The sequence below is a fragment of the Dietzia natronolimnaea genome (assembly GCF_002289575.1).
Lineage (GTDB): Bacteria > Actinomycetota > Actinomycetes > Mycobacteriales > Mycobacteriaceae > Dietzia > Dietzia natronolimnaea_A.
Genome location: NZ_NTGA01000019.1, coordinates 77,320 through 97,755 on the forward strand (window position 1 = coordinate 77,320; position 20,436 = coordinate 97,755).

The window sequence follows — 20,436 nt, forward strand, 5'->3', positions numbered from 1 at the left end:
GAGGGCTCATTCGAGTTCTGCTTCCGCTCTGGCCACTGCGGCGAATTCCTCGTCCGGGGAGTTGGCGACGAGGTGGTGGCGACTGTGGATACCGAAGTACAGCATGAACCCACCGAACACCACCAGGCAGCAGAGCGCGGCCGTGCTGTTGACGAGGAACGTGGCCACGACGGCCAACGCGGCGACGACGAGGGCGAATCCCGTGGTCACGACACCGCCGGGCGTCCGGTACGGACGCTCCATGTCCGGCTCCCTGCGGCGCAACACGATGTGGCTGACCATCATCAGGACATAGCTGAGCGCGGCGCCGAACACCGCCATGTTGAGCAGCATGTCGCCCTGGCCGGTGAGCGAGAGCAGGAAGCCGATGACTCCCGGGACGACGAGGGCCAGGGTCGGGGCCCTGCGCGAGTTGGTGACGGACAGCGCCCTGGGCAGGTAGCCGGCCCGGGAGAGCGCGAACAACTGACGGGAGTAGGCGTAGATGATGGAGAAGAAACTGGCGACGAGCCCGGCGAGCCCGATGTAATTGACCACCTTCGCGGCCGATCCGTCGCCGAGCGCCTCGACCAGGGGGTTTCCCGAGGACTGGATGGCATCCGCGCCGCCGGCACCGGTGGCCAGGACCAGGACGGCGGTCGCGGTGACGAGCAGAACACCCATCGCCGCGATGATGCCGCGGGGGACGTTGCGGGCCGGATCCTTGGCCTCCTCGGCGGCCAGCGGCACGCCCTCGATGGCGAGGAAGAACCAGATCGCGAACGGCACGGCGGCCCAGATGCCGATGAATCCGAACGGAAGGAAGTCCGAGGCACCGGCGGCGTCGGTGGGAGCGATGTTGGTGAGGTTCGACGCCTCGAACTGACCCGCGGCCGCCAGAGCGAAGACGACGAGGCCGACCAGGGCGATGGCGGTGATGACGAACATGACCTTGAGCGCCTCACCCACGCCGGCGAGGTGGATGCCGATGAACACCGCGTACACCGCGAGGTAGACCCACCACCCGTCGGTGATGCCGAACAACTCCAGGGATTCGACGTACGCGCCGATGAACGTCGCTATGGCGGCGGGCGCGATGGCGTACTCGATGAGGATGGCGGTCCCGGTGGCGAACCCTCCCCACGGCCCCAATGCGCGCCGCGCGAAGGTGTAGCCACCACCCGCGGCCGGGAGCGCCGAGGACATCTCGGCCATGCCGAGCACCATGGCCAGGTACATGCCGGCGATGATCACGGCCGCGATGAGCAGGCCACCGAAGCCGCCCTGTTCCAGGCCGAAGTTCCAACCCGAGTAGTCGCCCGAGATCACGTAGCTGACGCCGAGACCCGCGAGCAGCACCCACCCGGCGGTGCCCTTCTTCAACTGACGCCTGGCCAGGTAGTCACCGCTCTCGCGGTGTGAGTGCGTTCCGTCATGGTGACTACTGTGGGTTTCTGCGGTGGACATGCGCGGCCTATCTCGAAGCGGTGTCGACGGATGTCGCGCGGCGTGCGCGAACCGGATCACCGTAGGTCCGCGGTGTAAGCATCGCGTCGACGCGCTGTGACGGCCCGGTTACGGCGGTTCCGGTGCGACGACAGCCGTGGGGACAGCGCGGAACCGCCCGGGCGGAACGGAAATCGGTCACCTCGCCCCGGTGGGTGCGTCACGACCTCTAGGCTTGGCCGTGTGAAGCGGATGACCCGGACCCGGTCCACAACAGGCGTCGCGACCCTGCTGGTCGCGGCACTGATAGCCGGCGGGTGCGCGTCCGGCGACGGCGCCTCCGGGCCGGGGGATACGGCCGACCAGGAGACCGTCGCCGAGCGCGACGACCACCACTACGAGCGGGTCAGCTACCCCACCCGCGGGGAATCGGACCCGGCCCAGAACTGGGGAGACCTCTACCTCCCGGCCGGACGACACGCCGTGGACTCGGTGCCGTTGGTCGTCCTCATCCACGGCGGTTCGTGGGCCTCCCAACTCGGCGCGGAGGTCATGAACCCCTTCGCCGAGGATCTGGTCGACCGCGGGATGGCCGTGTACAACATCGAATACCGACGCGTCGGCTCCGGCGGCGGGTGGCCGACGACGTTCAGCGACGTCGCCGACGCCCTGGACCACGTGATCCGCCTCGACGAGCAGTATCCCGAGATCACCACGGACGACGAACTCGTCGTCGGCCACAGCGCGGGCGCCCAGCTGGCCATGTGGTCCGGCACCCGGCACTCCCTGGACGACGACGAGGTGGGCAGCGACCCGGCGTTCCGCCCGACCCGGGTCGTCTCCCTGGCCGGGCCGCTGGACATGGTCTACGCCGCCACTCACGGCGACGACCGCATCGTCTCAGCCCTCGGCGGCAGCCCGTCCGAGGTCCCGGACCGCTACACCTCGGTCGACCCGATCCAGAACATCGACCCGCGCATCCCCGTCGTCGCAGTCCACGGCACCGCCGACACGATGGTCTCCCCGGAGAACTCCATCCGGTACATCGACGCCGTGACACAGCGCAGCGGTATCGGGGCCCTCGTCCTGGCGGACGGCGAGGACCACGTGTCTCTCGTCAGCGCGGATTCCGCGCACTACCAGCAGATCCTCGACATCATCTCCGAGACGTCGGACAAGACCGTCGACGAACTCGCGCGGCAACACTCGCGCTAGTCGCCTCGAGCCCCGCCGGCCAGCCGCTCGATCCCGTCGTGCATGAGATCGACGGCGGTGCCGAAGACGACACCGGGGTCGATCCCGCGATAGTCCGCCAGGAGTGCCGTGGTGAGCGGGAAGTCCTCGGCGGGAAGCGCCTCGATCTCCGCTGCGGTGGCGGAGTCCACGGGAGCCATCATCCCCAGCGCCTCGGCCGTGGCCAGCCCGAGCACCGTAGCGAACCAGCCCACCGTCACGGTCACGACCTGCGGCCGGGGGATCCCGGCACCCGCCATCGCCGCGTGCACGACCTCGGTGGTGGCGTAGTCGGCCGACCCGGTGTGGGTGAATCGCTGGAGCAACGGGAACGTCCGGGGATACGACCTGGCCAGGGCGCGGTACTGCTCGGCCAGGTGGAGCAGAGTCGACCGCCAGGGCTCCCCGGGCGCGGCGGGCCGCACCCGGGCGTCCAGCCATGACGCCATGGCCCTGGTCAGCCCCTCCTTGGACCCGAAGTGATAGGCCACCGACATCGCGTCGCACCCCGCCGCTCGGGCCACACCGCGCAGACTGAAGGACTCCTGCCCGCCCTCCTCGAGCAGACCGACGGCCGTATCGACGATCCGCTCGGGGGACAGTCCCCTCGGTCCACGTCCGGAGTGTCGCTCGACCATCAGATCCCCCCACTTTCGGGCCAACTGGCACGCCTCGATATTTCTACATCGTAGAATACTGGCAATCAGAAGGAGGACATCATGGTGGAGATCAGGATCGCGGAGAGCGCTGACGCACCGGCCATCGGGGAGATGCTGGGTGAGGCGTTCGGTGAGGATCCCGCGTGGGCGCAGTTCTTCCCGGACGAGTCCTCCCGGCCCGAACGCCTGACCGCGCACTATCGCCGCCACGTCAGTAGGCACCCGGACCGGGTCGACGTGGCCGTGGAGGGAGACCAGGTGCTGGGAGCGTTGCTCTGGGAGCCGCCCCACCACGGCGCGGGCCGGTTGTCCGGGTGGGCCGGCGGGGTCGCCGGGACACTGCGCTCACTGGTCTCACCCACCGCGCGCCGTGGCAGGGCCCACACCCGTGCGGTCGAGGCCCACAGGCCGCCGGAACCGCACTGGTACTTCCACGACATCGCCGCCGGACCCCGGGCCCGCGGGAAGGGGATCGGATCGGCGCTCCTACGCCACCGCCTGGCGCTCATCGATCAGGGCGGGCCGGAACCGGTGTTCCTCGAGGCCACCACCGCGGGCAGCCGCCGGCTGTACGAACGATTCGGTTTCCACCCCGTCGGCACCGTCCCCACGGGGCCCGGGCAGGAATCCACGGCGATGATCCGCCCGGTGGGAGTCGGCGATGAGTGACCCCCGCCTGGCCCGACCGGACGATCTCGACCCGGCCGCGGACACGCTGGCCCGGGCGTTCGAGCACTACCCCTGGACCCGCCACGTCATCCCCGAGGACGGGTACGGCGAGCGCCTGCTCACGCTGCAGCAGCTCTATCTCGCCCACGCCCACCGTCACGGGATCGTCGCCGTCACCGGGGACCTCGACGGTGTGATCGCGGACGGTGTGATCGCGCTCCTGCCCCCGGACGCACCGGACCCCGGCGAGGCGGCGGTCGAACAGATCGTGGCCCTGCACGGTGACCGGATCGGGCGCCTGGCCGGCGGCTCGCCGCCGCACGCCGGCTGGACGCTCGAGACCCTCGGGGTGCGCCCCACCGCCCAGGGCAGACGCCTCGGCAGCGCCCTGCTCGAGTTCGGCCTCGACGAGGCAGTGCGACGAGGCGCCCGAACCATCCGCCTGGAGACCTCGGACGAGCGGAACGTCACACTGTACGAGCGACACGGTTTCTCGGTCACCGGGCGCCGCGACCACCCGGACGGGCCCCCCGTCTGGACCATGGAGGTCCATCCCCGCGGTCGCTGACCCTCCACCCACCTGCGACTGAGGCCCCCGCGGGGTGGGGGTAGCTTCTACAGCGTGTCCAGGTACCACGACCCGATCGCGCAGTGGCGTGCGGTCGCCGTGGTGTTGGCCTCCACGCTCACCGCCGCGGTCGCGCACACGGCGGGAGGAGGCGGCGTTCCCGGCCCGGGCGGCTGGGTCGTGGTGCTCCTGTGCCTCCTGCCCGTGGCCGCGCTCGCCCGGGGCCGCGTCGGACGAGGCGCGCCGGGACTGGCGGCGGCCGGCCTCCTCGGACAGGCCGTGGGCCACCTCGCCCTGTCGCTCGTGACGCTCCCCTCCACCACCGCACACCACGGGGCCGGAGCCCATCACCCGGTCACGACCGGGCACCTCGCGGGTGCCTCGACCGGGCACGGGCTCGGGCACGGGTTGGTCGACGGCCACGGCGCCCCACCTCTACCCCCCACAGCGGGCTGGGGGGTCACCGCCGAAGCACTGGCCCATTCGGCCCACCTGGACCCGCTGATGCTCCTCGCCCACCTCGCCGGGGCGGTCCTGACGGCAGTGCTGGTGGCCGCCGCCGCCGGAGGAGTGCGCAGGGTGGTGGCCCGGCTGGTCCTACTGTTCCGTGCACTTCTCGCCCCCAGTACCACGTTCCCGGGGACACCCGCCTCCGCCCGCGACGGCGCCCCGCCCGCGGTTCGGCTCTTGACCGCGCGCTCGCTACGCGGGCCACCGCTTCCGACCTGATCCACCACACCCTTCCCCCCGGGGCCGACGCCCCGGGGCCACGCCGGTGTGCGTACTTCTCTCATCTCGAACGGCCCCCGCCGGTCGCGCACGAGCGCACCGGCGGCACCGGGCCGTGGATCAGGAGTACCCAACACATGACCACCACGACCGAACATCCACGCGACCCCGACTCCCCCACCGCCGACGTTTCCACCGCCGGAGCGCGCGACCCGGGCGTCGGTGGCCCGCTGAGGCAACTCATGCTCCGCCTTCACTTCTACGTCGGCCTGCTGGTCGGCCCGTTCCTGCTCATCGCGGCGGTGTCGGGCTTCTTCTACGCACTGGCGCCGACGATCGAGAAGGTGGTCTACGCCGATCAGCTGACCGCCACCTCCTCGGCGCAGAACGTCCCGCTGGCCGATCAGATCACCACCGCACGCGCGTTCCATCCCGATCTCGCGGTGGCGAGAATCGTGGCCGGGAGCGACGGGTCGACGACCAGGGTCCTGTTCTCGGACGACTCGCTGCCGTCGGAATCGCACTCCCGCGTGGTCTTTGTCGACCCCTCCGACGGCGCGATCCGCGGGGACACCGTCCAGTACGGGTCCGGGCAGGCGCTGCCCCTGCGCACCTGGCTGTCCGGCCTGCACCGCAGCCTGCACCTCGGCGAGGTGGGCCGCCTCTACTCCGAGCTGGCCGCAAGCTGGCTCGCCCCACTCGCCCTGGCGGGGCTGTACCTGTGGTGGGGCCGGACCCGCCGCGCCGGTACCACTCCGTTCAGGTCGGCACCCGGCCTGGAGGGTCGGGCGCGCCTGCGTTCCCGCCACGCCGTCCTGGGGACATGGGCTCTGGTGGGCATGCTGGTGCTGTCGGCGACCGGCCTGACCTGGTCGGCCTACGCCGGTCAACGCGTCGCCGACCTCCGCGCCGCGCTGGACTGGACCACTCCGACGCTCTCAGCCACGTCACCTGAGTCCTCCAGCGCCGGAACTGCTCTCGCCGAGCCCGCGAACGGACACCACGATCACGGCTCGCACGCGGGCTCCCGTGGCGTTGGCTCCGAGGGCGCCGCCGACTGGACCCCGGACGGAGCCCAGGTCGCCCTTGCGGGCGCCCGTTCCGCCGGCCTGACGGACCCGGTCCAACTCGTGCCGCCCACCGCCGACGGTGACCCCTGGCGGGTCCAGGAGGCCCGACGGTCCTGGACACCCGGTCCCGACGCGGTCAGCATCGATCCCGCGACGGGCGGCGTGGTGCAGTCCATCCCGTTCTCCGGCTACCCCGTCGCCGCCAAGCTCACCGACTGGGGCATCCGGCTCCACATGGGGTTCTTGTTCGGGCTGGCCAACCAGCTACTGCTGGCGGCCGTCGCGGCGGCGGCCATCGTCGTCACCCTCCGGGGGTACTCCCTGTGGTGGACACGTCGACCCACCCGCACCCGGGGCCTGGCCCGGCCCCCCGTGCGCGGCGCGGCGATCGAACTGCTGCGCCGCCGCCCGCTGGCCACCCTGGTCGGGGCGATCGTGGTCGCGGCGATCGGGTGGGCCGTCCCGCTCCTGGGGATCTCGCTGGCGGCATTCCTCGTCCTGGACGCTCTGGTGGGTCTCGCGGCACGGCGCGCACGCGGCTGACCTCCACCGACCCCGATTCGCCCCGTGACGAGCGGAATGCTGGTCACGGGGCGGCCGACGGGTCTAGATTGCGGCCATGACAGTCACCGACGAGCTACTCGAGGCCGCCAGGGCCTACGCATCCGATTTCGACAAGGGCGACCTGCCCATGCCGCCCGGCCGCAAGATCGCCGTGGTGGCGTGCATGGACGCCCGCCTCAACCCGTACGGTCTGCTGGGGCTCTCCGAGGGTGACGCCCACGTGATCCGCAACGCCGGAGGCGTGGTCACCGACGATGTGCTCCGGTCCCTCACGATCAGTCAGCGACTCCTGGGCACAGAGGAGATCGTGCTGATCCACCACACCGACTGCGGAATGCTCACGTTTCGGGATGACGATTTCAAGGACCAGATCCAGGCCGACACCGGTCTGCGTCCGCGGTGGTCACCGGAGGCCTTCGGGGAGGTGGACGGGGACGTCCGTCAGTCTCTCGCACGCGTCGAGGCGGACCCGTTCCTCCTGCACGGCTCCGCGGTCCGCGGCTTCGTCTACGACGTGGAGACCGGGCAGCTGCGTGAGGTCGCCCGCAGCCCCGGGTGAGGTCCGTCGGACCCCCGTTTCTCCTGGCAAGGGCCAGCATCAGCAGTCTCATCGTCGGGAGAGATGTCGCGGCAGCACACATATCAGGTAGCCCGTCGAGGTGGTGGGGCTGCCCCGGTAGGGAGCACCCCGGCTGGCGGCCGCCCCGGCCGATCACGGTTCCGACTCACCTCTGGTGTGGCGTGCCTCACCCTGATACGGATGAGAGGCCTCCTCTCCCCGGAGGAGTCGCCCCGACAAGGGAGGCACGCCATGTGCACCGGTCTCAGCCACACCACGAAGGACCACTACTTCGGCAGGAACCTCGACCTGGAGTACCCCTACAACGAGAAGGTCGCCATCACGCCCCGGAACTTCCCGTTCGAGTTCCGGCGGCTGCCCTCGCTGCCCACCCACCACGCCATCATCGGAATGGCCACCACCGCTGACGGGTTCCCCCTGTACTACGACGGGACCAACGACGCGGGTCTGAGCATGGCGGGACTCAACTTCCCCGGAAACGCGGACTACAAGCCCGAGGCGCCGGGAAAGGCGAATGTCGCGCCGTTCGAGTTCATCCCCTGGGTCCTGGGCCAGTTCGACACGGTCGATCAGGTGGAGACCGCGCTGACGGAGGTCAACCTCGTGGACATTGCGTTCAGTGCCGAGTTCCCCCAGTCACCGTTGCACTGGATCATCTCGGACCGTCACGGGTCCCTCACCGTCGAAAGCGTGGCCGCCGGTCTGCGGGTCTACGACAATCCGTACGGCGTGCTGACCAACAACCCGACCTTCGACATCCAGAGTTTCGGCCTGAACGACTACATGCATCTGTCGACGACCCCGTCCGAGAACCGCTTCTCCGAGCGTCTCGAGTTCGATACCTACAGTCGCGGGATGGGGGCCATCGGCCTGCCCGGCGACCTGTCCTCGTCCTCGCGATTCGCCAAGGCCGTCTTCACCAAGATGAACTCGGTCTCCGGGACGTCCGAATCGGAATCCCTCAGCCAGTTCTTCCACATCCTCGGATCTGTCGCGCAGCAACGTGGATGCGTGCAGGTCGGCGGCGACGACTCGTACGAGATCACCATCTACTCGTCCTGCTGCAACACCGACACCGGCGTCTACTACTACACCACCTACGAGAACAGTCAGATCACCGGCGTCGACATGCACTCAGCGGATCTCGACTCCGACACGATCGTCGACTATCCCCTGGTGACAGGCCAGCAGATCGCCATGCAGAACTGAGTGGCCGCTCCCAGGCCCTCACCGGCCCCCTTCCGAGGAAGGAAATCGACCATGAGACCGATCGCCGCCCGATCGACCATTCAGCTCGGTGGCCCACGTGAGACCGGAGAACGATGACCCGGCCACCACCTCACGGCGCGCCGATCGGCCGGAGACCAGGTGGTTGGAGCCGTCGAAGAACGTCCGCTGGACGATCATCAGCAGCGGCCAGCCGACCAGGAGGAAGAGATAGGTGACGACGACGACGAGGCGCACACCCGCCCACGGCGCCACCGGTCTGCGCGTCCGGGTGGACGGGGTGTGGGTGGTCTGCTCAGCCATGGCGAGCCACCCTCCGCGAGATGAGGTCGAGGATCGCGATGGCCAGGAGCGCCACCGCGAGCAGGACCACGGCGACCGTGGCGGCGGCGGCCACGTTGTCGATCTCGATGTAGCTCTGGATGCGGATCGGGGCGCCCTCGGAGATGTTGGGCCGGTTGCCGGTGAACAACACCAGTGCTCCGAACTCCCCGACCCCGCGGGCGAAGGACAGGGTGGCCCCGGCGGCGATGGCCGGCGTCAGGGTGGGCAGGACGATCCGCCGGAACGTCACGGCCCGGGACGCGCCGAGAGACCGGGCGGCCTGCTCGACCTGCGGGTCGAGTTCCAGCAGGACCGGCTCCACGGTGCGCACGACGAACGGCAGCGTCACGAACAACACCGCCAGGAACACCGAGTACGGGGTTCCCGCGATGGTCAGCCCCATCGGGCTGTTCGGCCCGTAAAGGCTCAACAGCACCAACCCGGCAACCAGCGAGGGCAGGGCGAAGGGGATGTCGATCACCAACTCGATCACCCGCTTGCCCGGGAACCTGTCACGGACCAGGACCCAGGCGATCAGGGTGCCCACCACGATGTTCACCACTGTCGCCGCGAGCGCCGAGAGCAGGGTCAGCCGGATGGCGTTGGCGGTCTGGACGTTGGTCAGGGTGCTCCAGAAGGTCTCCCAACCGCCTTCGGCGGACGAGACCACCACCAGCGAGAGCGGGATGAGCACCAGCAGGCTGAACCACAGCACCGACACGCCCAGAGCCACGCCCGCGGGTCGGGTGAGGGTCGTACGGGAGGTGCGCCGCCGACTCCGCGCGGAAAGTCGCGGCGTCGTCGGCGCCGGTGGTGACGGTGGTGTCGGTGGTGTCGGCGGCGTGAAGACGGTGGCCATCGTCAGTTCAGGCCGGAATTCTGGATGATCCGGGTGATGACCCCGTCGTCGTCGAAGTACTTGTCGACGACCGCCGTCCACCCGCCGAAGTCGTCGTCCACGGTGTACAGCTCCGCAATCTCCGGGAACGGATCCGCGGGGTCGGTCGCGCCGTCGACCTCCCCGACCTCCACCCGGTCCGCCAGGTGGCGCAGGGGACGGAAGCCGTACCGCGCGTAGATCGCCTGTCCCTCCGGGCTCAGGGCGTAGTCCAGGAACGCCTGCGCGGTCTCCGGAGCGGAGACGGTGACGGCCGCGGAGTTCTCGATGAGGAGGTTGCGGTCCGGGACGATGTACTCGTACTCCTCACCCTGCTGCTTACCGAGGATCGCCTCGTTCTCGTACGAGATCAGCACGTCACCGGTGCCGTCGAGGAACGCCGTGGTGGCGTCGCGGCCCGAACCGGGGAACGCGGCAACGTTGCCGATGACGGACTCGAGGAACTCGGCGGCCTCCTCCTCGGTTCCGCCCTTCTGGAGCACCGACGCCCACGCCGCGAGGATGTTCCACCGCGCGGCGCCAGAGGAGCCGGGATTGGGGGTCACGATCTCGACGCCGTCGCGGGCCAGGTCCTCCCAGTCGGTGATGTTCTCGGGGTTGCCCTCGCGCACCACCAACACCACCACGGAGTCGGTGAGGAATCCGTTGTTCGGACCGGAGTTCCAGTCCTGGTCCACCAGACCGGCGTCGACGAGCCGGGTGACGTCCGGTTCCACGGAGAAGTGGACGACGTCGGCGGGCTGACCGTTGGCCACCGCCCGCGACTGGTCGCCTGACGCGCCATAGGAGGTGAGCCAGGAGACCCCTTCACCGGCCGGGGTCTCGGCGAACGCCTCCTGCACCGCGGCGTTGCCCTCCGCGGGCACGGCGAAGCCGACGATCGACAACTCGTCCCCGGACGCCGACCCCCCGCATCCGGCGACGAGGGCGGCGGTCAGCCCCGCGCCCAGAATGCCGGTACCCAGCCTCGAGAGAATTCGTCTGTCAACCATGTCGTGTCCACTTTCGCCGGTGCTGCCGGTCGGCAACAGAAGAGAAAGCTAACGACACCGGGCGTGAAGACTGAACTGTTTCGTTCACCGTGACTCAAACCACCCGCGCCATGGATGAAGGTGTCTCGCGTGGACGCGGAGCGGTCCGGCTACCCTCGTCAGCATGTCGAACCCTCGATGGGACCGGGCGCGCGCGTCCGCGGCCCGGATCGCAGCGGGCGCCCGCGACGTCAACAGACACCCTTCCGCCGTCGAGGCGTTGCGCCGCGTCCGACGGGCCCTGCCCGGCGACTCCGGTTTCGGGGATCCGCTCTCGGCCGCGGGCCGGGACAGCGCGGGGACGATCGCCCGCGTGGCCGGCAGCCTGTTCGATGAGCGGCCCACCGCCTCCCGCGAGCTGTCCCTGGGCGGGCTCCAGGTGTGGCACGCCCTGTCGCAACGGTCCGGCAGGGGCGGCGGCGGGAGTGAGGTGACCATCGTGTTCACCGACCTCGTCGGCTTCTCCAACTGGGCCATGAGGGCGGGCGACGACGATGCTCTACGTCTGCTGAGGGAGGTCGCCTCGGCCACGGAACCGCAGGTGCGCGCGCACCGCGGACACGTGGTCAAGCGCCTCGGCGACGGACTCATGGCCGTGTTCCCGTCTCCACAGCTGGCCTTCGACGCGGTCGTGGCCTGCTCCGCCGGGCTCGACCGTGTGGAGGTCGCCGGGATGCGGCCCCGCATCCGTGCCGGCATCCACACCGGCACCCCCCGCCTGATCGGTGGCGACTACCTCGGCGTGGACGTCAACATCGCCGCCAGGCTGGCGGAGAAGGCCGGACCGGACGAGATCCTGGTCAGCGAGACCACCCTCCCCGGACTGGACGAGTCCAGGGTGTCTACGCGTCGGAAGCGAAGTTTCCCGCTCGCCCGGGCCAAGGGGATCCCCGAGGAGGTCGCCGTCTACACCGCGGTCCCGCGGACGGGGTGGTGACCGGCCCGGGGACGGACCGCGCGCGGTTCAGCCCACGCGGGGTAACTCGGCGGCGGCAGCGACAGAACCGTCGACGGAGGTGATCCGGATCTGGGCGACCTCCTCGCGGAGGATGGCGGCGTTGACCGCGCACTCCACAGTGACCGCGGTGCCGATGAACGACCCCGAGGAGATGGTGTTGCCCTCGAGGTCCACGAGGGTCACGTCGAAGCTCTCGCCCTCCCGCAGACCATCGATCTCCAGCAGCGTCTCGGTACCCCAGGTGTGCGCCACGACATGGGCCGTGATCTCGCTCTGCTCTGGTTGGCCGGTGAAGGCGATCGGTTCGACGGCACCGAGGGTCCCCGGCGGACCGTCGGGCGGGGCCTGGGTCCACTGTTGCGCGGCCAGCGCACCGATGGCGCCTGCGGCCACGAGGACTACCGCCGCGGCGGCCCGGCCGAGATACACGCGCCCGCCCCGGGCTCGACGCCGGGCCGCGAGCTCGTCGTCGCGGCCAGCGGGCGTGCCCCCGCCGATCGGGCCCCGGTCGCTGCCCGTCTCCGCGGCCGCCGCCTCGACCATCGCCGACACGCGAGCGCCGAGATCCGCCGGGGGCGCGTCAGATCGCCCGGTGTGCCGCGTCTGGGCCAGCGTCGAGGCCAGCGACCCCAGCGCGGCGAGCTCGGCGTCGAGGTGGGGATCAGCCTGCCTGAGCAGCTCGAGTTCGCGCTGCTCGGCGTCGGACAGGTCGCCACCCAACGCCGCGCCGAGGAGCTCCGCTCGACGGTCATCGCCCGGTGTCATCGCTGCTCCTCCGCTTCCATGATCTCCCGCACCGATCTCAGTCCGTAGTACATCCTCGACCGCAGGGTGCCGACCGACACCCCGGTGCGTTCGGAGAGCTGGTGATAGGTCATCCCGTCGACCTGGACGGCGATGATCACCTCGCGGTGCTCGCGCGAGATCTGGGCCAGTGCTGCCTGCAGGTCGATGCGGTCCACCAGTCGTGAGGTGTCGGACTGGCGGGTCGTGGCGGGTTCGGGCACGTCGTGCACCGGTTCGGCGCGACGTGCGCGTGCCCGCACGGCGTCGATGACCACGTTCCGCGCGATGGAGAACAACCATGTCCGCTGCGTGGAGCGGGTTGGGTCATACGAGTGACGGGCACGCCACGCCCGGACGAAGACGTCGTGCACGCATTCCTCCGCCAGCGCCCGGTCGCCGACGGAACTGCGGGCGAAGCCGTAGATGCTCCGGCCGTGCTCGAGGTAGGCAGTGTCGACGTCGAAATGCGTGGAGGGTGCACGGACCACGGCGTCGTCCTCTCGTCGCCGCACTGCACCCTCCTTCCCGGGAGCCTGGTTGACTCGAAAGTACCGCAGCCGCGTCGTGGCGTCCGGGTTGCTCAGCTGACAGGTTGCTCAGCCGACGGCAGTGGCAAAAACTACACGGTTGTCGAGGTAGCGCCGGTCCGAGCTGTCGAACTCACCAGTGCACGTGATGAGCCTGAGTTCGTCCTCCGGTGAGAGTCCGAAAACCTCCCGGGTCGGGAAGTCGTCCTTCGGGTGGTCCTCGACCCTGTCCACCCGATAGATGTGGATCGACCCGTCCGCCGCGGAGACCTCCACCAGGTCGCCTCTCGACAGCTCGAGGACACGAAAGAAGACCGCGGGGCCACTCGTCGAGTCCACATGGCCGGCGAAGACGGTCGGGCCGCGCTCGCCCGGCCGCGGGCCGTCGGCAAACCAGCCGACGTCGTCCCAGTCGTCGGGCTCCTCCAACGTGCCGTCGTCCCGGATCGCCAGATCGATCACGGGCTCCGACACACCGATGGAGGGGATGCGGAGTTCGACGGGTTCCGCCGGCGCGACAACGGACCCCGCGCCCACCGTCTCCTCCGCCTGAGTTCCCGGCGCGGCCCGGCCCCGCGTGTCCACCGTGTCCACCGTGTCCGCCGGGGTCGCCGGCGACGAACGGGAGGACGGGGAGTGCGACTGGTCGGCGCCGACGGTGCTGCCCGCACCCGCAGCGCAGGAGGCCGTGAGCGACACCGCCAGAGCCGATCCCAGGAGGAAGGCCACCCGCGGAAGTGCCCGCGGCCCGCGCGGATGGTCGCCGGTCGATCCGGCCGGCGCGGTGCCGGCCGAATCGCGGTCGGCGCGCCTCACACGGCTGACCGCTGACGACGTAGAAGGAACAGCGCGAGCCCGCCCAGCGCGATCGCGGCCGCACCGGCCCCGGCGGCCGCACCGGAGACGGGAGCACCATCCGCGCCGCCGCCCCCGGTCTCCACACCGTCGAGCGGCACCTGCATGAGCTGGCCGCGGACCGTTCCGGCGGTGTACTCCTCGGTGTGGGTGTCCGCGGTGAACCCGGCGGGATCGGCCTCGATCCGGTCGAGGGTGAAGCCCGCGCCCCTGTCCGTGCCGTCGTCGTCCTCGACGCCCGTGGTGAACGGTCCCTGCATGCACCCCTCGGAGGTGCGCGGGCCGTCACCGACGGGCTGCGGGTCGGGGAACGCGATCCTCGGGGGCCCGGGCTCTCCGGCGCGCGCCTCGTGGATGTGCGTCGCGGTGATCGCCGGGCTGTCGTACTCGCCGGTCACGCCGTCGAGGGTGATCTCGTAGCAGATCACGTCGGTGTCCGAGTTCACCCAGAACATGAAGTCGCCGGTCGCACCCTCCTCGCCGGGGGCCACCTCACCGTCCGAGTCGATCACCTCTCCGGGAACGGCCATCACCGAGAACGCGCTGGTGAAGTAGTCAGGGCGGTCGACCTCGGTGTTCGCCTGGGCGGGGGCTGCCGACACCACCAGTGCGGCGGCGCCGGCCAGGGCGCACACCCCCATCATTCCGGTGCGGTTCGTCGTGGTGCTGGGCATCGCGATCATCCTCTGTCACTCGGTGCGCGATCGCCTCGATGCGACCGCTGTCGACAGGGGATACGTCGCGGGGTGCCGTCGCGTTCACCGGGAACGAGAAAAGGTTCGGAAAGATGCATCGTCCCGTGCCGACCTCAGTCGTCGACCTACCGGGGAGGGCCCCAGCTCCCGGTGATCATCTCGGTCATCTCGGTCACCCAGGTGTCGTCGAGCGCGGCGTCCCGGCGCACGAGGATGCGGAAGATCGCGGTGCCGGCCACCACCTCGGCCAGCATCGGCAGCTGATCGCCACCACGGCGCCCCTGCCCGAACCGCGACTCGAACGCGGTCAGGTTCCCGGCCAGTCGGGCGATCATCTGGTCGTGCAGCTCGGGGTCGGCGACGGTGTCGGCGATGAGACCCGGTAGCGCGACCCGCACCTCGGGCCGGTCGAACAGGGCCCGGATCGTCTCGACGAGGACCCTGATGTCGTCGCGGAGGTCACCGGAGCCGCCCGGCGCGGGTATCGCCTCCGCGTCCAGGACCGCCTCGTGGACGAGCTGCGCCTTGCCCGACCATCGCCGATAGATGGACGCGGTCGTGGTTCCCGCGCGCGCGGCGATCGCCGAGAGGGACAGCGCGGGGTACCCCGTCTCACAGATCAGTTCCCTGGTGGCGGCGATGACCGCGGCGTCGATCCGGCCGTCACGAGGGCGCCCGGCGCCGGACCTCACCCCGGCGGACTTGGCCGATTCCCCACCAACCGCGCGCGCGTCTGCTGTCATGAACCCACCATAGTTCCAATGCAGTGTGCATCGTATTGTAGGGAGAGTTCCGTGACCCTCAGCCCGCTCGACGAGTACCCGATCCACCAGACGCACGCGCCGGTGAACTGGCCGGCGACGTCCGACCGGAACTTCTACGACCGGTCCTACTTCAACGTGCTCGACCGGGAGGGCCGATTCATGGCGCTCACCGGGATCGGCTACTACCCGCGCCTGGGCGTCAAGGACGCCTACGTCGTGGTCCGCCGGGGTGATACGCAGACCGCGGTGCACCTCAGCGACGCGATCGACGACGACCGCCTCACGCCTCACGTCGGCGGGTACCGGCTCGAGGTGATCGAGCCCCTCCAGAGACTGCGACTCACGCTGGAACCCACCGAGGGCATCGCCGCCGACCTCACCTGGCGGGGCCTGTTCCCCGCAGCCATGGAGGAACCGCACTCGATGCTCACCGACCGCCGGGTGACGTTGCAGGCCAGCCGCTTCGCGCAACTCGGCTCGTGGGAGGGGTGGATCGAGGTCGACGGAGACCGGTTGGAGGTCACGCACTCCTCCTCGGTGGCCGCCCGGGACCGCTCGTGGGGCATCCGTCCGGTGGGCGAACCTGAACCCGCCGGGCGGCCCGACACGGCGTTCCGCGGGATGTGGTGGCTATACCTGCCCCTGGCGTTCGACGACTACCAGCTGTTCCTCATCATCCAGGAGGACCCCGACGGCCACCGCAGCCTCTACGACTGCACGCGGCGCTGGCAGGACGGTCGGGTGGAGCAGCTCGACGGCGTGCGCGTGGACGTGGACTACCGCGTCGGCACCCGGATCCCGACGGGCGTCCACGTGGAGTTCATGAACCGTGCGGGCGACCGGTTCCGACTGGACGTGGAATCCCGACTGTTCGCCCCCATCGCCTTCGGTTCCGGGTACGGCGGCGACTCCTCCTGGGCGCACGGCAGCTGGAGGGGCGAGGGGTTCACCGAGCGCGTGAGCTTCGACCTCACCGACCCCCAGGTGATGGCCGGGGCGGCGTTCAGCCTCATCGACCACGTCGGGCGCGCCGTGTGCACGGAGGAGGACGGGACGACCCACGAGGGCGCGGGACTGTTCGAACACGGCGTGATCGGCCCCCATCACCCGTCTGGGTTCGCCGACTGGACCGACGGTGCGGGCTCGGGTTCAGACGCCGGCTCGGATTCCGGTTCGGGCGCGCCCTCGCAGGACGGATCGCCGGCGTGAAGGTCATGACCGCGCTCTTCGGCCCCACCGACGCCGTCGACCGGGCGGTGGCGCTCAAGGAGGCCGGTGCGTCCGGGGTGTTCACTTTCGAGGGCCCGCACGACGTGTTCACCCCCCTGGTGCTGGCGTCCCAGGTCCGGGGCCTGGACGTGATGTCCAACGTCGCGATCGCCTTTCCCCGCAACCCCGTCCAGCTGGCCCACCAGGCCTATGACCTGCAACTGCTCAGCGAGGGCCGGTTCGTCCTGGGATTGGGCACGCAGGTGCGGGCGCAGATCGAGAAGCGCTACGGGACCGAGTTCGACCGCCCCGTCGAGCGGATGACGGAGTTGGTGGGGGCACTGCGGGCCGTCTTCGCCACCTGGGAGACCGGCGAGCGCCTGGACTTCCGCGGCGAGTACTACCGGCACACCCTCATGACGCCCACCTTCGTGCCCGGACCCAACCCCTACGGCCCGCCGCCGATCTACCTGGGCGCGCTCGGGCCGCGGCTGACCCGGGCCACCGCGGAGGTGGCCGACGGCCTCCTGGTGATGCCGTTCGGGTCCACGAAGTTCCTCCGCGAGTCGACGATGCCGGCCGTGCGCGCCGGACTCGCCGCCGCCGGTCGCAACGAGGACGACTTCGAGGTGGTGCCCGAGGTGATCGTGTCGGTGGCCACCGGACGGGACGACGACCACGTGTCCACCCGCCGGCTGCTCGCGTTCTACGGCTCCACCCCCGCGTACAAGCCGGTGCTCGACGCCCACGGCTGGGGCGATCTCCAGCCCGAGCTCAACGCCATGTCCAAGCAGGGTCGCTGGCAGGAGATGACCGCCCTGATCAGCGACGACATCCTGCACACCATCGCCGCCTGCGGGACCCCGGCGGAGGTGGCCGCACACATCCGCGACCGGGTGGACGGGGTCTCGGACCGGCTCTGCCTCTACCAGACGGGCCCTATCGCCACCGATGCGCTGACCCAGATCGTCGATTCGCTGGCGGGCGACCGATGAGGCCGACGGTGGTCGAGTTCGACGACATCACCGACGACCGCTACGGCGGGAAGGCCGCGGGTCTGGCAGGACTCCGGCGCCTCGGCCTGGACGTACCGCACGGATTCGTGATCGCGGACGCGTCGGCGGACCTCGTCGTCGTCGACCTCTCCCGCTTGTTCCACCGCATGGCCGACGCGGGCGCGACGCCGGTGGCCGTGAGGTCCTCGGCGGCCGGGGAGGACGGCGGGGACCACTCGTTCGCCGGCCAGTACGACACGGTGCTGGGCGTGGACTCGGCCGAGCGCTTCGTCGACGCCGTGCGCACGTGCGTGGCGTCGGTGGAGTCCGGCCGCGCGTCGTCCTATCGCGCCGATCCGGCGGCCGGCACCGGGGCCGTTCCGGCGACCACGGACACGGCCACCGCCCCGCCGCCCATGCACCTGGTGGTGCAACAGATGGTGGACGCGCGCGCCGCCGGTGTGGTGTTCACGGCGGACCCCACCAGCGGCCGGCGCGACCTCATGGTGATCGACGCGGTCCCCGGCCTGGGCGAGTCGCTGGTCGACGGATCGGCGTCAGCTGACCACCTGATCCTGGATTCCGCCGGCGGGGTGGCCCTGCGGGAGTACGACGACGAGGGCGTCCTGTCCCCGGAGGAGATCGCAGAGATCAGGTCGGGCGCCCTGCGCGCGGAGCAGAACTGGGGTCGGCCGATGGACCTCGAGTGGGCGATCGACAGGGGCGGCAGGCTCTGGTGGCTGCAGGCCAGACCCATCACCACGTTGCCCGCCGACCTGGCGGAGATGGACTCACCCCTGGCCGGCGAGGACCACGTCTACACGCGCTGCAACATCGGCGAGATGATGCCGGGGGCGTTCTGCCCCCTGACGGCGTCGGTTTCGGGGTTCGCGATCGACTACGCCATGCAGCAGATCCAGGTGGTGGCCCGAGCCCAGCCGAGCTACGACCGGCCGTGGCTGCAGGTGGGGTACTTCTCCGGGCACATGTTCCTCAACCTCACCGAGGGCACGTCACTGAGCTCGGGCATCGTGGGCAACTCGCTCGAGCAGTTCTCCACCTCGATCTGCGGGCGGGTGGTCGAGGAGCTGGTGCCCAAGCCGCCCAAGCCGTTCCTGCGCCGACTCGGCAACACCTTCCGTCTGTCCTCCCACGCGCTGTCGGCCGGACCCGCCATCCGGAGACTGCCGGGGCGGATCGCCGACTGGCGGGTCCCGGCCGACGACGACCCGCGGCGGGTGATGGAGCAGTTGGAGGCGGGGGTCGAGCTGTACTGCGACGTCACGCTGACCCACGTGCGCTCGTCCTCCCGTGCCGCGGTCGCCGCCAACATCCTCGAGAGCGTCCTGATCTCCCGAGCGGTCAAGGCCGGCCGGGGCGAGGACTCAGGACGCACCGAGGCGGCGCGGCTCATGGCAGGTGCCTCCGACGTGGAGAGCGCGGTCATGCTGGAGCAGCTGGACGCGGTGGTCCGCGCCGTCGCCGCCGATCCCGCGGCCGCCGAGGGGTTCCTCGCCACCGATCCCGGTGACGCTGTCACCACCCTGCGGGCCTCGAGCGGTACCGCGGGCTCGATGCTGCGAGCGTTCCTGGATCGTCACGGTCACCGCGGGTACCGCGAGCTGTGCATGCGCGATCCCTCCTGGGCCGACGATCCCGAGGGGCTCGGGGCGATGATGCAGGTGATGGTCCGGTCAGCGCGGGGGTCGGGGCCGGGGCCCGATCTGGCCGGCTCCGAACCGGGCAGCTCCAAGCCGGGCAGCCCCAAGCCGGGCACCTCCCCGCGATCCGCCCCTCCGATCCCGCCTCGCGCTCCGACCTCCGGGGGCGGATCGATCTCCGAGGGGCAGATCGTGGCGGCGACAGGCGTGGACGCGGCAGGTGCAGGCGCCGCAGGTGTGGGCGCGACAGATGCAGACGCGGCAGGTGTGGGCGCGGCAGGCGCAGACGCGGATGTCCGCGAGGCCGTCTCGCCCGTCATCCGACTGCTCGCCCGGTTCGCGCAGGAGGGCGCGCGTGGGCGGGAGGAGACCAAGTCGACGATGGCGCTGATGGCGCACGCGCTCAAGCGGGGCTACCGCCATCTCGGCGAGGTCTTGGCCGCGGCCGGACGACTGCCCGACCCGGACCTGGTGTTCTTCTTCGACCGTGCGGAGCTGGGCAAGATCGTGGAGCCAGGGGAGATCGGCGATCTCGTTGACTGCGCGGTCGGGCGCCGGGAGGCGCTGGCGTTCCAGGACGTGCTGGAGTTCCCCGATGTGTCGGTCGGTCGCCCGGTCCCGCTGATAGCCCGGCCCCCGCGTGAGGCTGCGGGCGGGGAGATCATCGGCCGACCCGCGAGCCGGGGGTCGGTGGAGGGCGTGGTGCGCGTGGCGAGGTCGATTCTGGACGCCCGCGAGGTGCAGCCGGGCGAGATCCTGGTCGCGCCCGTCACGGATGTGGGCTGGACTCCGTACTTCACAGTGATCGCGGCGCTGGTCACCGACATCGGCAGCTCTGTCTCCCACGGGGCCGTGGTCGCGCGCGAGTACGGGCTGCCCTGCGTGGTCAACACCCTGGTCGCCACGCAGACGCTGCGGACCGGTGACCGCGTCCGCGTGGACGGGGACCGGGGGGTGGTGACGCGGCTCGATCAGGCGTGACCTCTGCTCGGGGCCATCCGCTGCTGCT

Annotated in this window: 20 protein-coding genes and 1 pseudogene; 11 read left to right on the forward strand and 10 right to left on the reverse strand. The window is 70.5% G+C overall.

Features of this window, described 5'->3' with window-relative positions; all coding sequences use genetic code 11:
- Positions 1–6 precede the first annotated feature (6 nt).
- Positions 7–1,446, reverse strand: a complete 1,440-nt coding sequence (gene eat / locus CEY15_RS11270) for an ethanolamine permease (protein ID WP_095718526.1) — start codon at positions 1,444–1,446, stop codon at positions 7–9.
- A 231-nt stretch (positions 1,447–1,677) separates the two neighbouring features.
- Here eat and CEY15_RS11275 point away from each other — a divergent pair, with 231 nt between their 5' ends.
- Entirely contained in the window at positions 1,678–2,640 is a 963-nt protein-coding gene (locus CEY15_RS11275; protein ID WP_095718527.1) for an alpha/beta hydrolase family protein, read from the forward strand.
- Here the strand turns inward: CEY15_RS11275 and CEY15_RS11280 are convergent.
- Positions 2,637–3,296 (reverse strand): TetR/AcrR family transcriptional regulator, encoded by a 660-nt coding sequence (locus tag CEY15_RS11280; protein WP_095718528.1) that lies wholly within the window; start codon positions 3,294–3,296, stop codon positions 2,637–2,639. The genes CEY15_RS11275 and CEY15_RS11280 overlap by 4 nt on opposite strands.
- Before the next feature lie 81 nt (positions 3,297–3,377).
- On the opposite strand from CEY15_RS11280, the gene CEY15_RS11285 reads away from it, so the two are divergent.
- The 6 genes from CEY15_RS11285 to bsh all read left to right on the forward strand — a co-directional run bounded on the left by CEY15_RS11285 (position 3,378) and on the right by bsh (position 8,706).
- Complete coding sequence (locus CEY15_RS11285; RefSeq protein WP_095718529.1) at positions 3,378–3,986, forward strand: GNAT family N-acetyltransferase; 609 nt, start codon at positions 3,378–3,380, stop codon at positions 3,984–3,986.
- Positions 3,979–4,554, forward strand: a complete 576-nt coding sequence (locus CEY15_RS11290) for a GNAT family N-acetyltransferase (RefSeq protein WP_095718530.1) — start codon at positions 3,979–3,981, stop codon at positions 4,552–4,554. Before CEY15_RS11285 ends, CEY15_RS11290 begins: the two co-directional genes overlap by 8 nt.
- Positions 4,555–4,608: 54 nt before the next feature.
- Positions 4,609–5,283, forward strand: a complete 675-nt coding sequence (locus tag CEY15_RS11295) for a hypothetical protein (RefSeq protein ID WP_095718531.1) — start codon at positions 4,609–4,611, stop codon at positions 5,281–5,283.
- 137 nt (positions 5,284–5,420) lie between these two features.
- A complete protein-coding gene (locus CEY15_RS11300; protein WP_095718532.1) occupies positions 5,421–6,896 on the forward strand; it encodes a PepSY-associated TM helix domain-containing protein in 1,476 nt (491 codons plus the stop codon).
- Positions 6,897–6,972: 76 nt separating this feature from the next.
- Complete coding sequence (locus CEY15_RS11305; RefSeq protein ID WP_095718533.1) at positions 6,973–7,476, forward strand: beta-class carbonic anhydrase; 504 nt, start codon at positions 6,973–6,975, stop codon at positions 7,474–7,476.
- A 201-nt stretch (positions 7,477–7,677) separates the two neighbouring features.
- Entirely contained in the window at positions 7,678–8,706 is a 1,029-nt protein-coding gene (gene bsh, locus CEY15_RS11310; RefSeq protein WP_281254066.1) for a choloylglycine hydrolase, read from the forward strand.
- Positions 8,707–8,724: 18 nt separating this feature from the next.
- Here bsh and CEY15_RS11315 read toward each other — a convergent pair whose 3' ends face one another.
- The 3 genes from CEY15_RS11315 to CEY15_RS11325 all read right to left on the reverse strand — a co-directional run bounded on the left by CEY15_RS11315 (position 8,725) and on the right by CEY15_RS11325 (position 10,938).
- Entirely contained in the window at positions 8,725–9,027 is a 303-nt protein-coding gene (locus CEY15_RS11315; protein ID WP_095718535.1) for a hypothetical protein, read from the reverse strand.
- The gene (locus CEY15_RS11320) at positions 9,020–9,781 is read right to left on the reverse strand and encodes an ABC transporter permease (RefSeq protein ID WP_245847569.1); all 762 of its coding nucleotides are present in this window, start codon (positions 9,779–9,781) and stop codon (positions 9,020–9,022) included. The genes CEY15_RS11315 and CEY15_RS11320 overlap by 8 nt, the downstream gene beginning before the upstream one ends.
- 128 nt (positions 9,782–9,909) lie before the next feature.
- Positions 9,910–10,938, reverse strand: coding sequence for a sulfate ABC transporter substrate-binding protein (locus CEY15_RS11325; RefSeq protein ID WP_095718537.1), 1,029 nt, complete (start codon positions 10,936–10,938; stop codon positions 9,910–9,912).
- A 163-nt stretch (positions 10,939–11,101) separates the two neighbouring features.
- Between CEY15_RS11325 and CEY15_RS11330 the strand changes: the two genes are divergently transcribed.
- Positions 11,102–11,914, forward strand: coding sequence for an adenylate/guanylate cyclase domain-containing protein (locus CEY15_RS11330; RefSeq protein WP_095718538.1), 813 nt, complete (start codon positions 11,102–11,104; stop codon positions 11,912–11,914).
- A gap of 27 nt (positions 11,915–11,941) precedes the next feature.
- On the opposite strand, the gene CEY15_RS11335 is transcribed toward CEY15_RS11330, so the two are convergent.
- The 5 genes from CEY15_RS11335 to CEY15_RS11355 form a co-directional block, all read right to left on the reverse strand.
- Complete coding sequence (locus CEY15_RS11335; RefSeq protein WP_095718539.1) at positions 11,942–12,700, reverse strand: hypothetical protein; 759 nt, start codon at positions 12,698–12,700, stop codon at positions 11,942–11,944.
- The gene (locus tag CEY15_RS11340; protein ID WP_176475094.1) at positions 12,697–13,233 is read right to left on the reverse strand and encodes an RNA polymerase sigma factor; all 537 of its coding nucleotides are present in this window, start codon (positions 13,231–13,233) and stop codon (positions 12,697–12,699) included. Before CEY15_RS11340 ends, CEY15_RS11335 begins: the two co-directional genes overlap by 4 nt.
- 84 nt (positions 13,234–13,317) lie before the next feature.
- The gene (locus tag CEY15_RS18610) at positions 13,318–14,064 is read right to left on the reverse strand and encodes a class F sortase (RefSeq protein ID WP_217987099.1); all 747 of its coding nucleotides are present in this window, start codon (positions 14,062–14,064) and stop codon (positions 13,318–13,320) included.
- Positions 14,061–14,777 (reverse strand): CHRD domain-containing protein, encoded by a 717-nt coding sequence (locus CEY15_RS11350; protein ID WP_095718575.1) that lies wholly within the window; start codon positions 14,775–14,777, stop codon positions 14,061–14,063. The genes CEY15_RS18610 and CEY15_RS11350 overlap by 4 nt, the downstream gene beginning before the upstream one ends.
- A 146-nt stretch (positions 14,778–14,923) precedes the next feature.
- Positions 14,924–15,541 (reverse strand): TetR/AcrR family transcriptional regulator, encoded by a 618-nt coding sequence (locus CEY15_RS11355; RefSeq protein WP_095718541.1) that lies wholly within the window; start codon positions 15,539–15,541, stop codon positions 14,924–14,926.
- A 51-nt stretch (positions 15,542–15,592) separates the two neighbouring features.
- Here CEY15_RS11355 and CEY15_RS11360 point away from each other — a divergent pair.
- From CEY15_RS11360 to CEY15_RS18790, 3 genes and pseudogenes are all read left to right on the forward strand, one after another.
- Positions 15,593–16,693, forward strand: a pseudogene (locus tag CEY15_RS11360) (hypothetical protein); the annotation flags it as partial.
- 74 nt (positions 16,694–16,767) lie between these two features.
- On the forward strand, positions 16,768–17,766 hold the full coding sequence (locus CEY15_RS11365) for a TIGR03617 family F420-dependent LLM class oxidoreductase (protein WP_095718542.1): 999 nt from the start codon (positions 16,768–16,770) through the stop codon (positions 17,764–17,766).
- Positions 17,763–20,408 (forward strand): PEP/pyruvate-binding domain-containing protein, encoded by a 2,646-nt coding sequence (locus CEY15_RS18790; RefSeq protein ID WP_245847570.1) that lies wholly within the window; start codon positions 17,763–17,765, stop codon positions 20,406–20,408. Before CEY15_RS11365 ends, CEY15_RS18790 begins: the two co-directional genes overlap by 4 nt.
- The last annotated feature ends 28 nt before the right edge of the window (positions 20,409–20,436 follow it).

Coding starts and splice junctions, on each gene's coding strand:
- eat (WP_095718526.1), bottom strand. CDS start 1,446: ATGTCCACCGCAGAAACCCACAGTAGTCACCATGACGGAACGCACTCA.
- CEY15_RS11275 (WP_095718527.1), top strand. CDS start 1,678: ATGACCCGGACCCGGTCCACAACAGGCGTCGCGACCCTGCTGGTCGCG.
- CEY15_RS11280 (WP_095718528.1), bottom strand. CDS start 3,296: ATGGTCGAGCGACACTCCGGACGTGGACCGAGGGGACTGTCCCCCGAG.
- CEY15_RS11285 (WP_095718529.1), top strand. CDS start 3,378: ATGGTGGAGATCAGGATCGCGGAGAGCGCTGACGCACCGGCCATCGGG.
- CEY15_RS11290 (WP_095718530.1), top strand. CDS start 3,979: ATGAGTGACCCCCGCCTGGCCCGACCGGACGATCTCGACCCGGCCGCG.
- CEY15_RS11300 (WP_095718532.1), top strand. CDS start 5,421: ATGACCACCACGACCGAACATCCACGCGACCCCGACTCCCCCACCGCC.
- CEY15_RS11305 (WP_095718533.1), top strand. CDS start 6,973: ATGACAGTCACCGACGAGCTACTCGAGGCCGCCAGGGCCTACGCATCC.
- bsh (WP_281254066.1), top strand. CDS start 7,678: ATGAGAGGCCTCCTCTCCCCGGAGGAGTCGCCCCGACAAGGGAGGCAC.
- CEY15_RS11315 (WP_095718535.1), bottom strand. CDS start 9,027: ATGGCTGAGCAGACCACCCACACCCCGTCCACCCGGACGCGCAGACCG.
- CEY15_RS11325 (WP_095718537.1), bottom strand. CDS start 10,938: ATGGTTGACAGACGAATTCTCTCGAGGCTGGGTACCGGCATTCTGGGC.
- CEY15_RS11330 (WP_095718538.1), top strand. CDS start 11,102: ATGTCGAACCCTCGATGGGACCGGGCGCGCGCGTCCGCGGCCCGGATC.
- CEY15_RS11335 (WP_095718539.1), bottom strand. CDS start 12,700: ATGACACCGGGCGATGACCGTCGAGCGGAGCTCCTCGGCGCGGCGTTG.
- CEY15_RS11350 (WP_095718575.1), bottom strand. CDS start 14,777: ATGCCCAGCACCACGACGAACCGCACCGGAATGATGGGGGTGTGCGCC.
- CEY15_RS11355 (WP_095718541.1), bottom strand. CDS start 15,541: ATGACAGCAGACGCGCGCGCGGTTGGTGGGGAATCGGCCAAGTCCGCC.
- CEY15_RS18790 (WP_245847570.1), top strand. CDS start 17,763: ATGAGGCCGACGGTGGTCGAGTTCGACGACATCACCGACGACCGCTAC.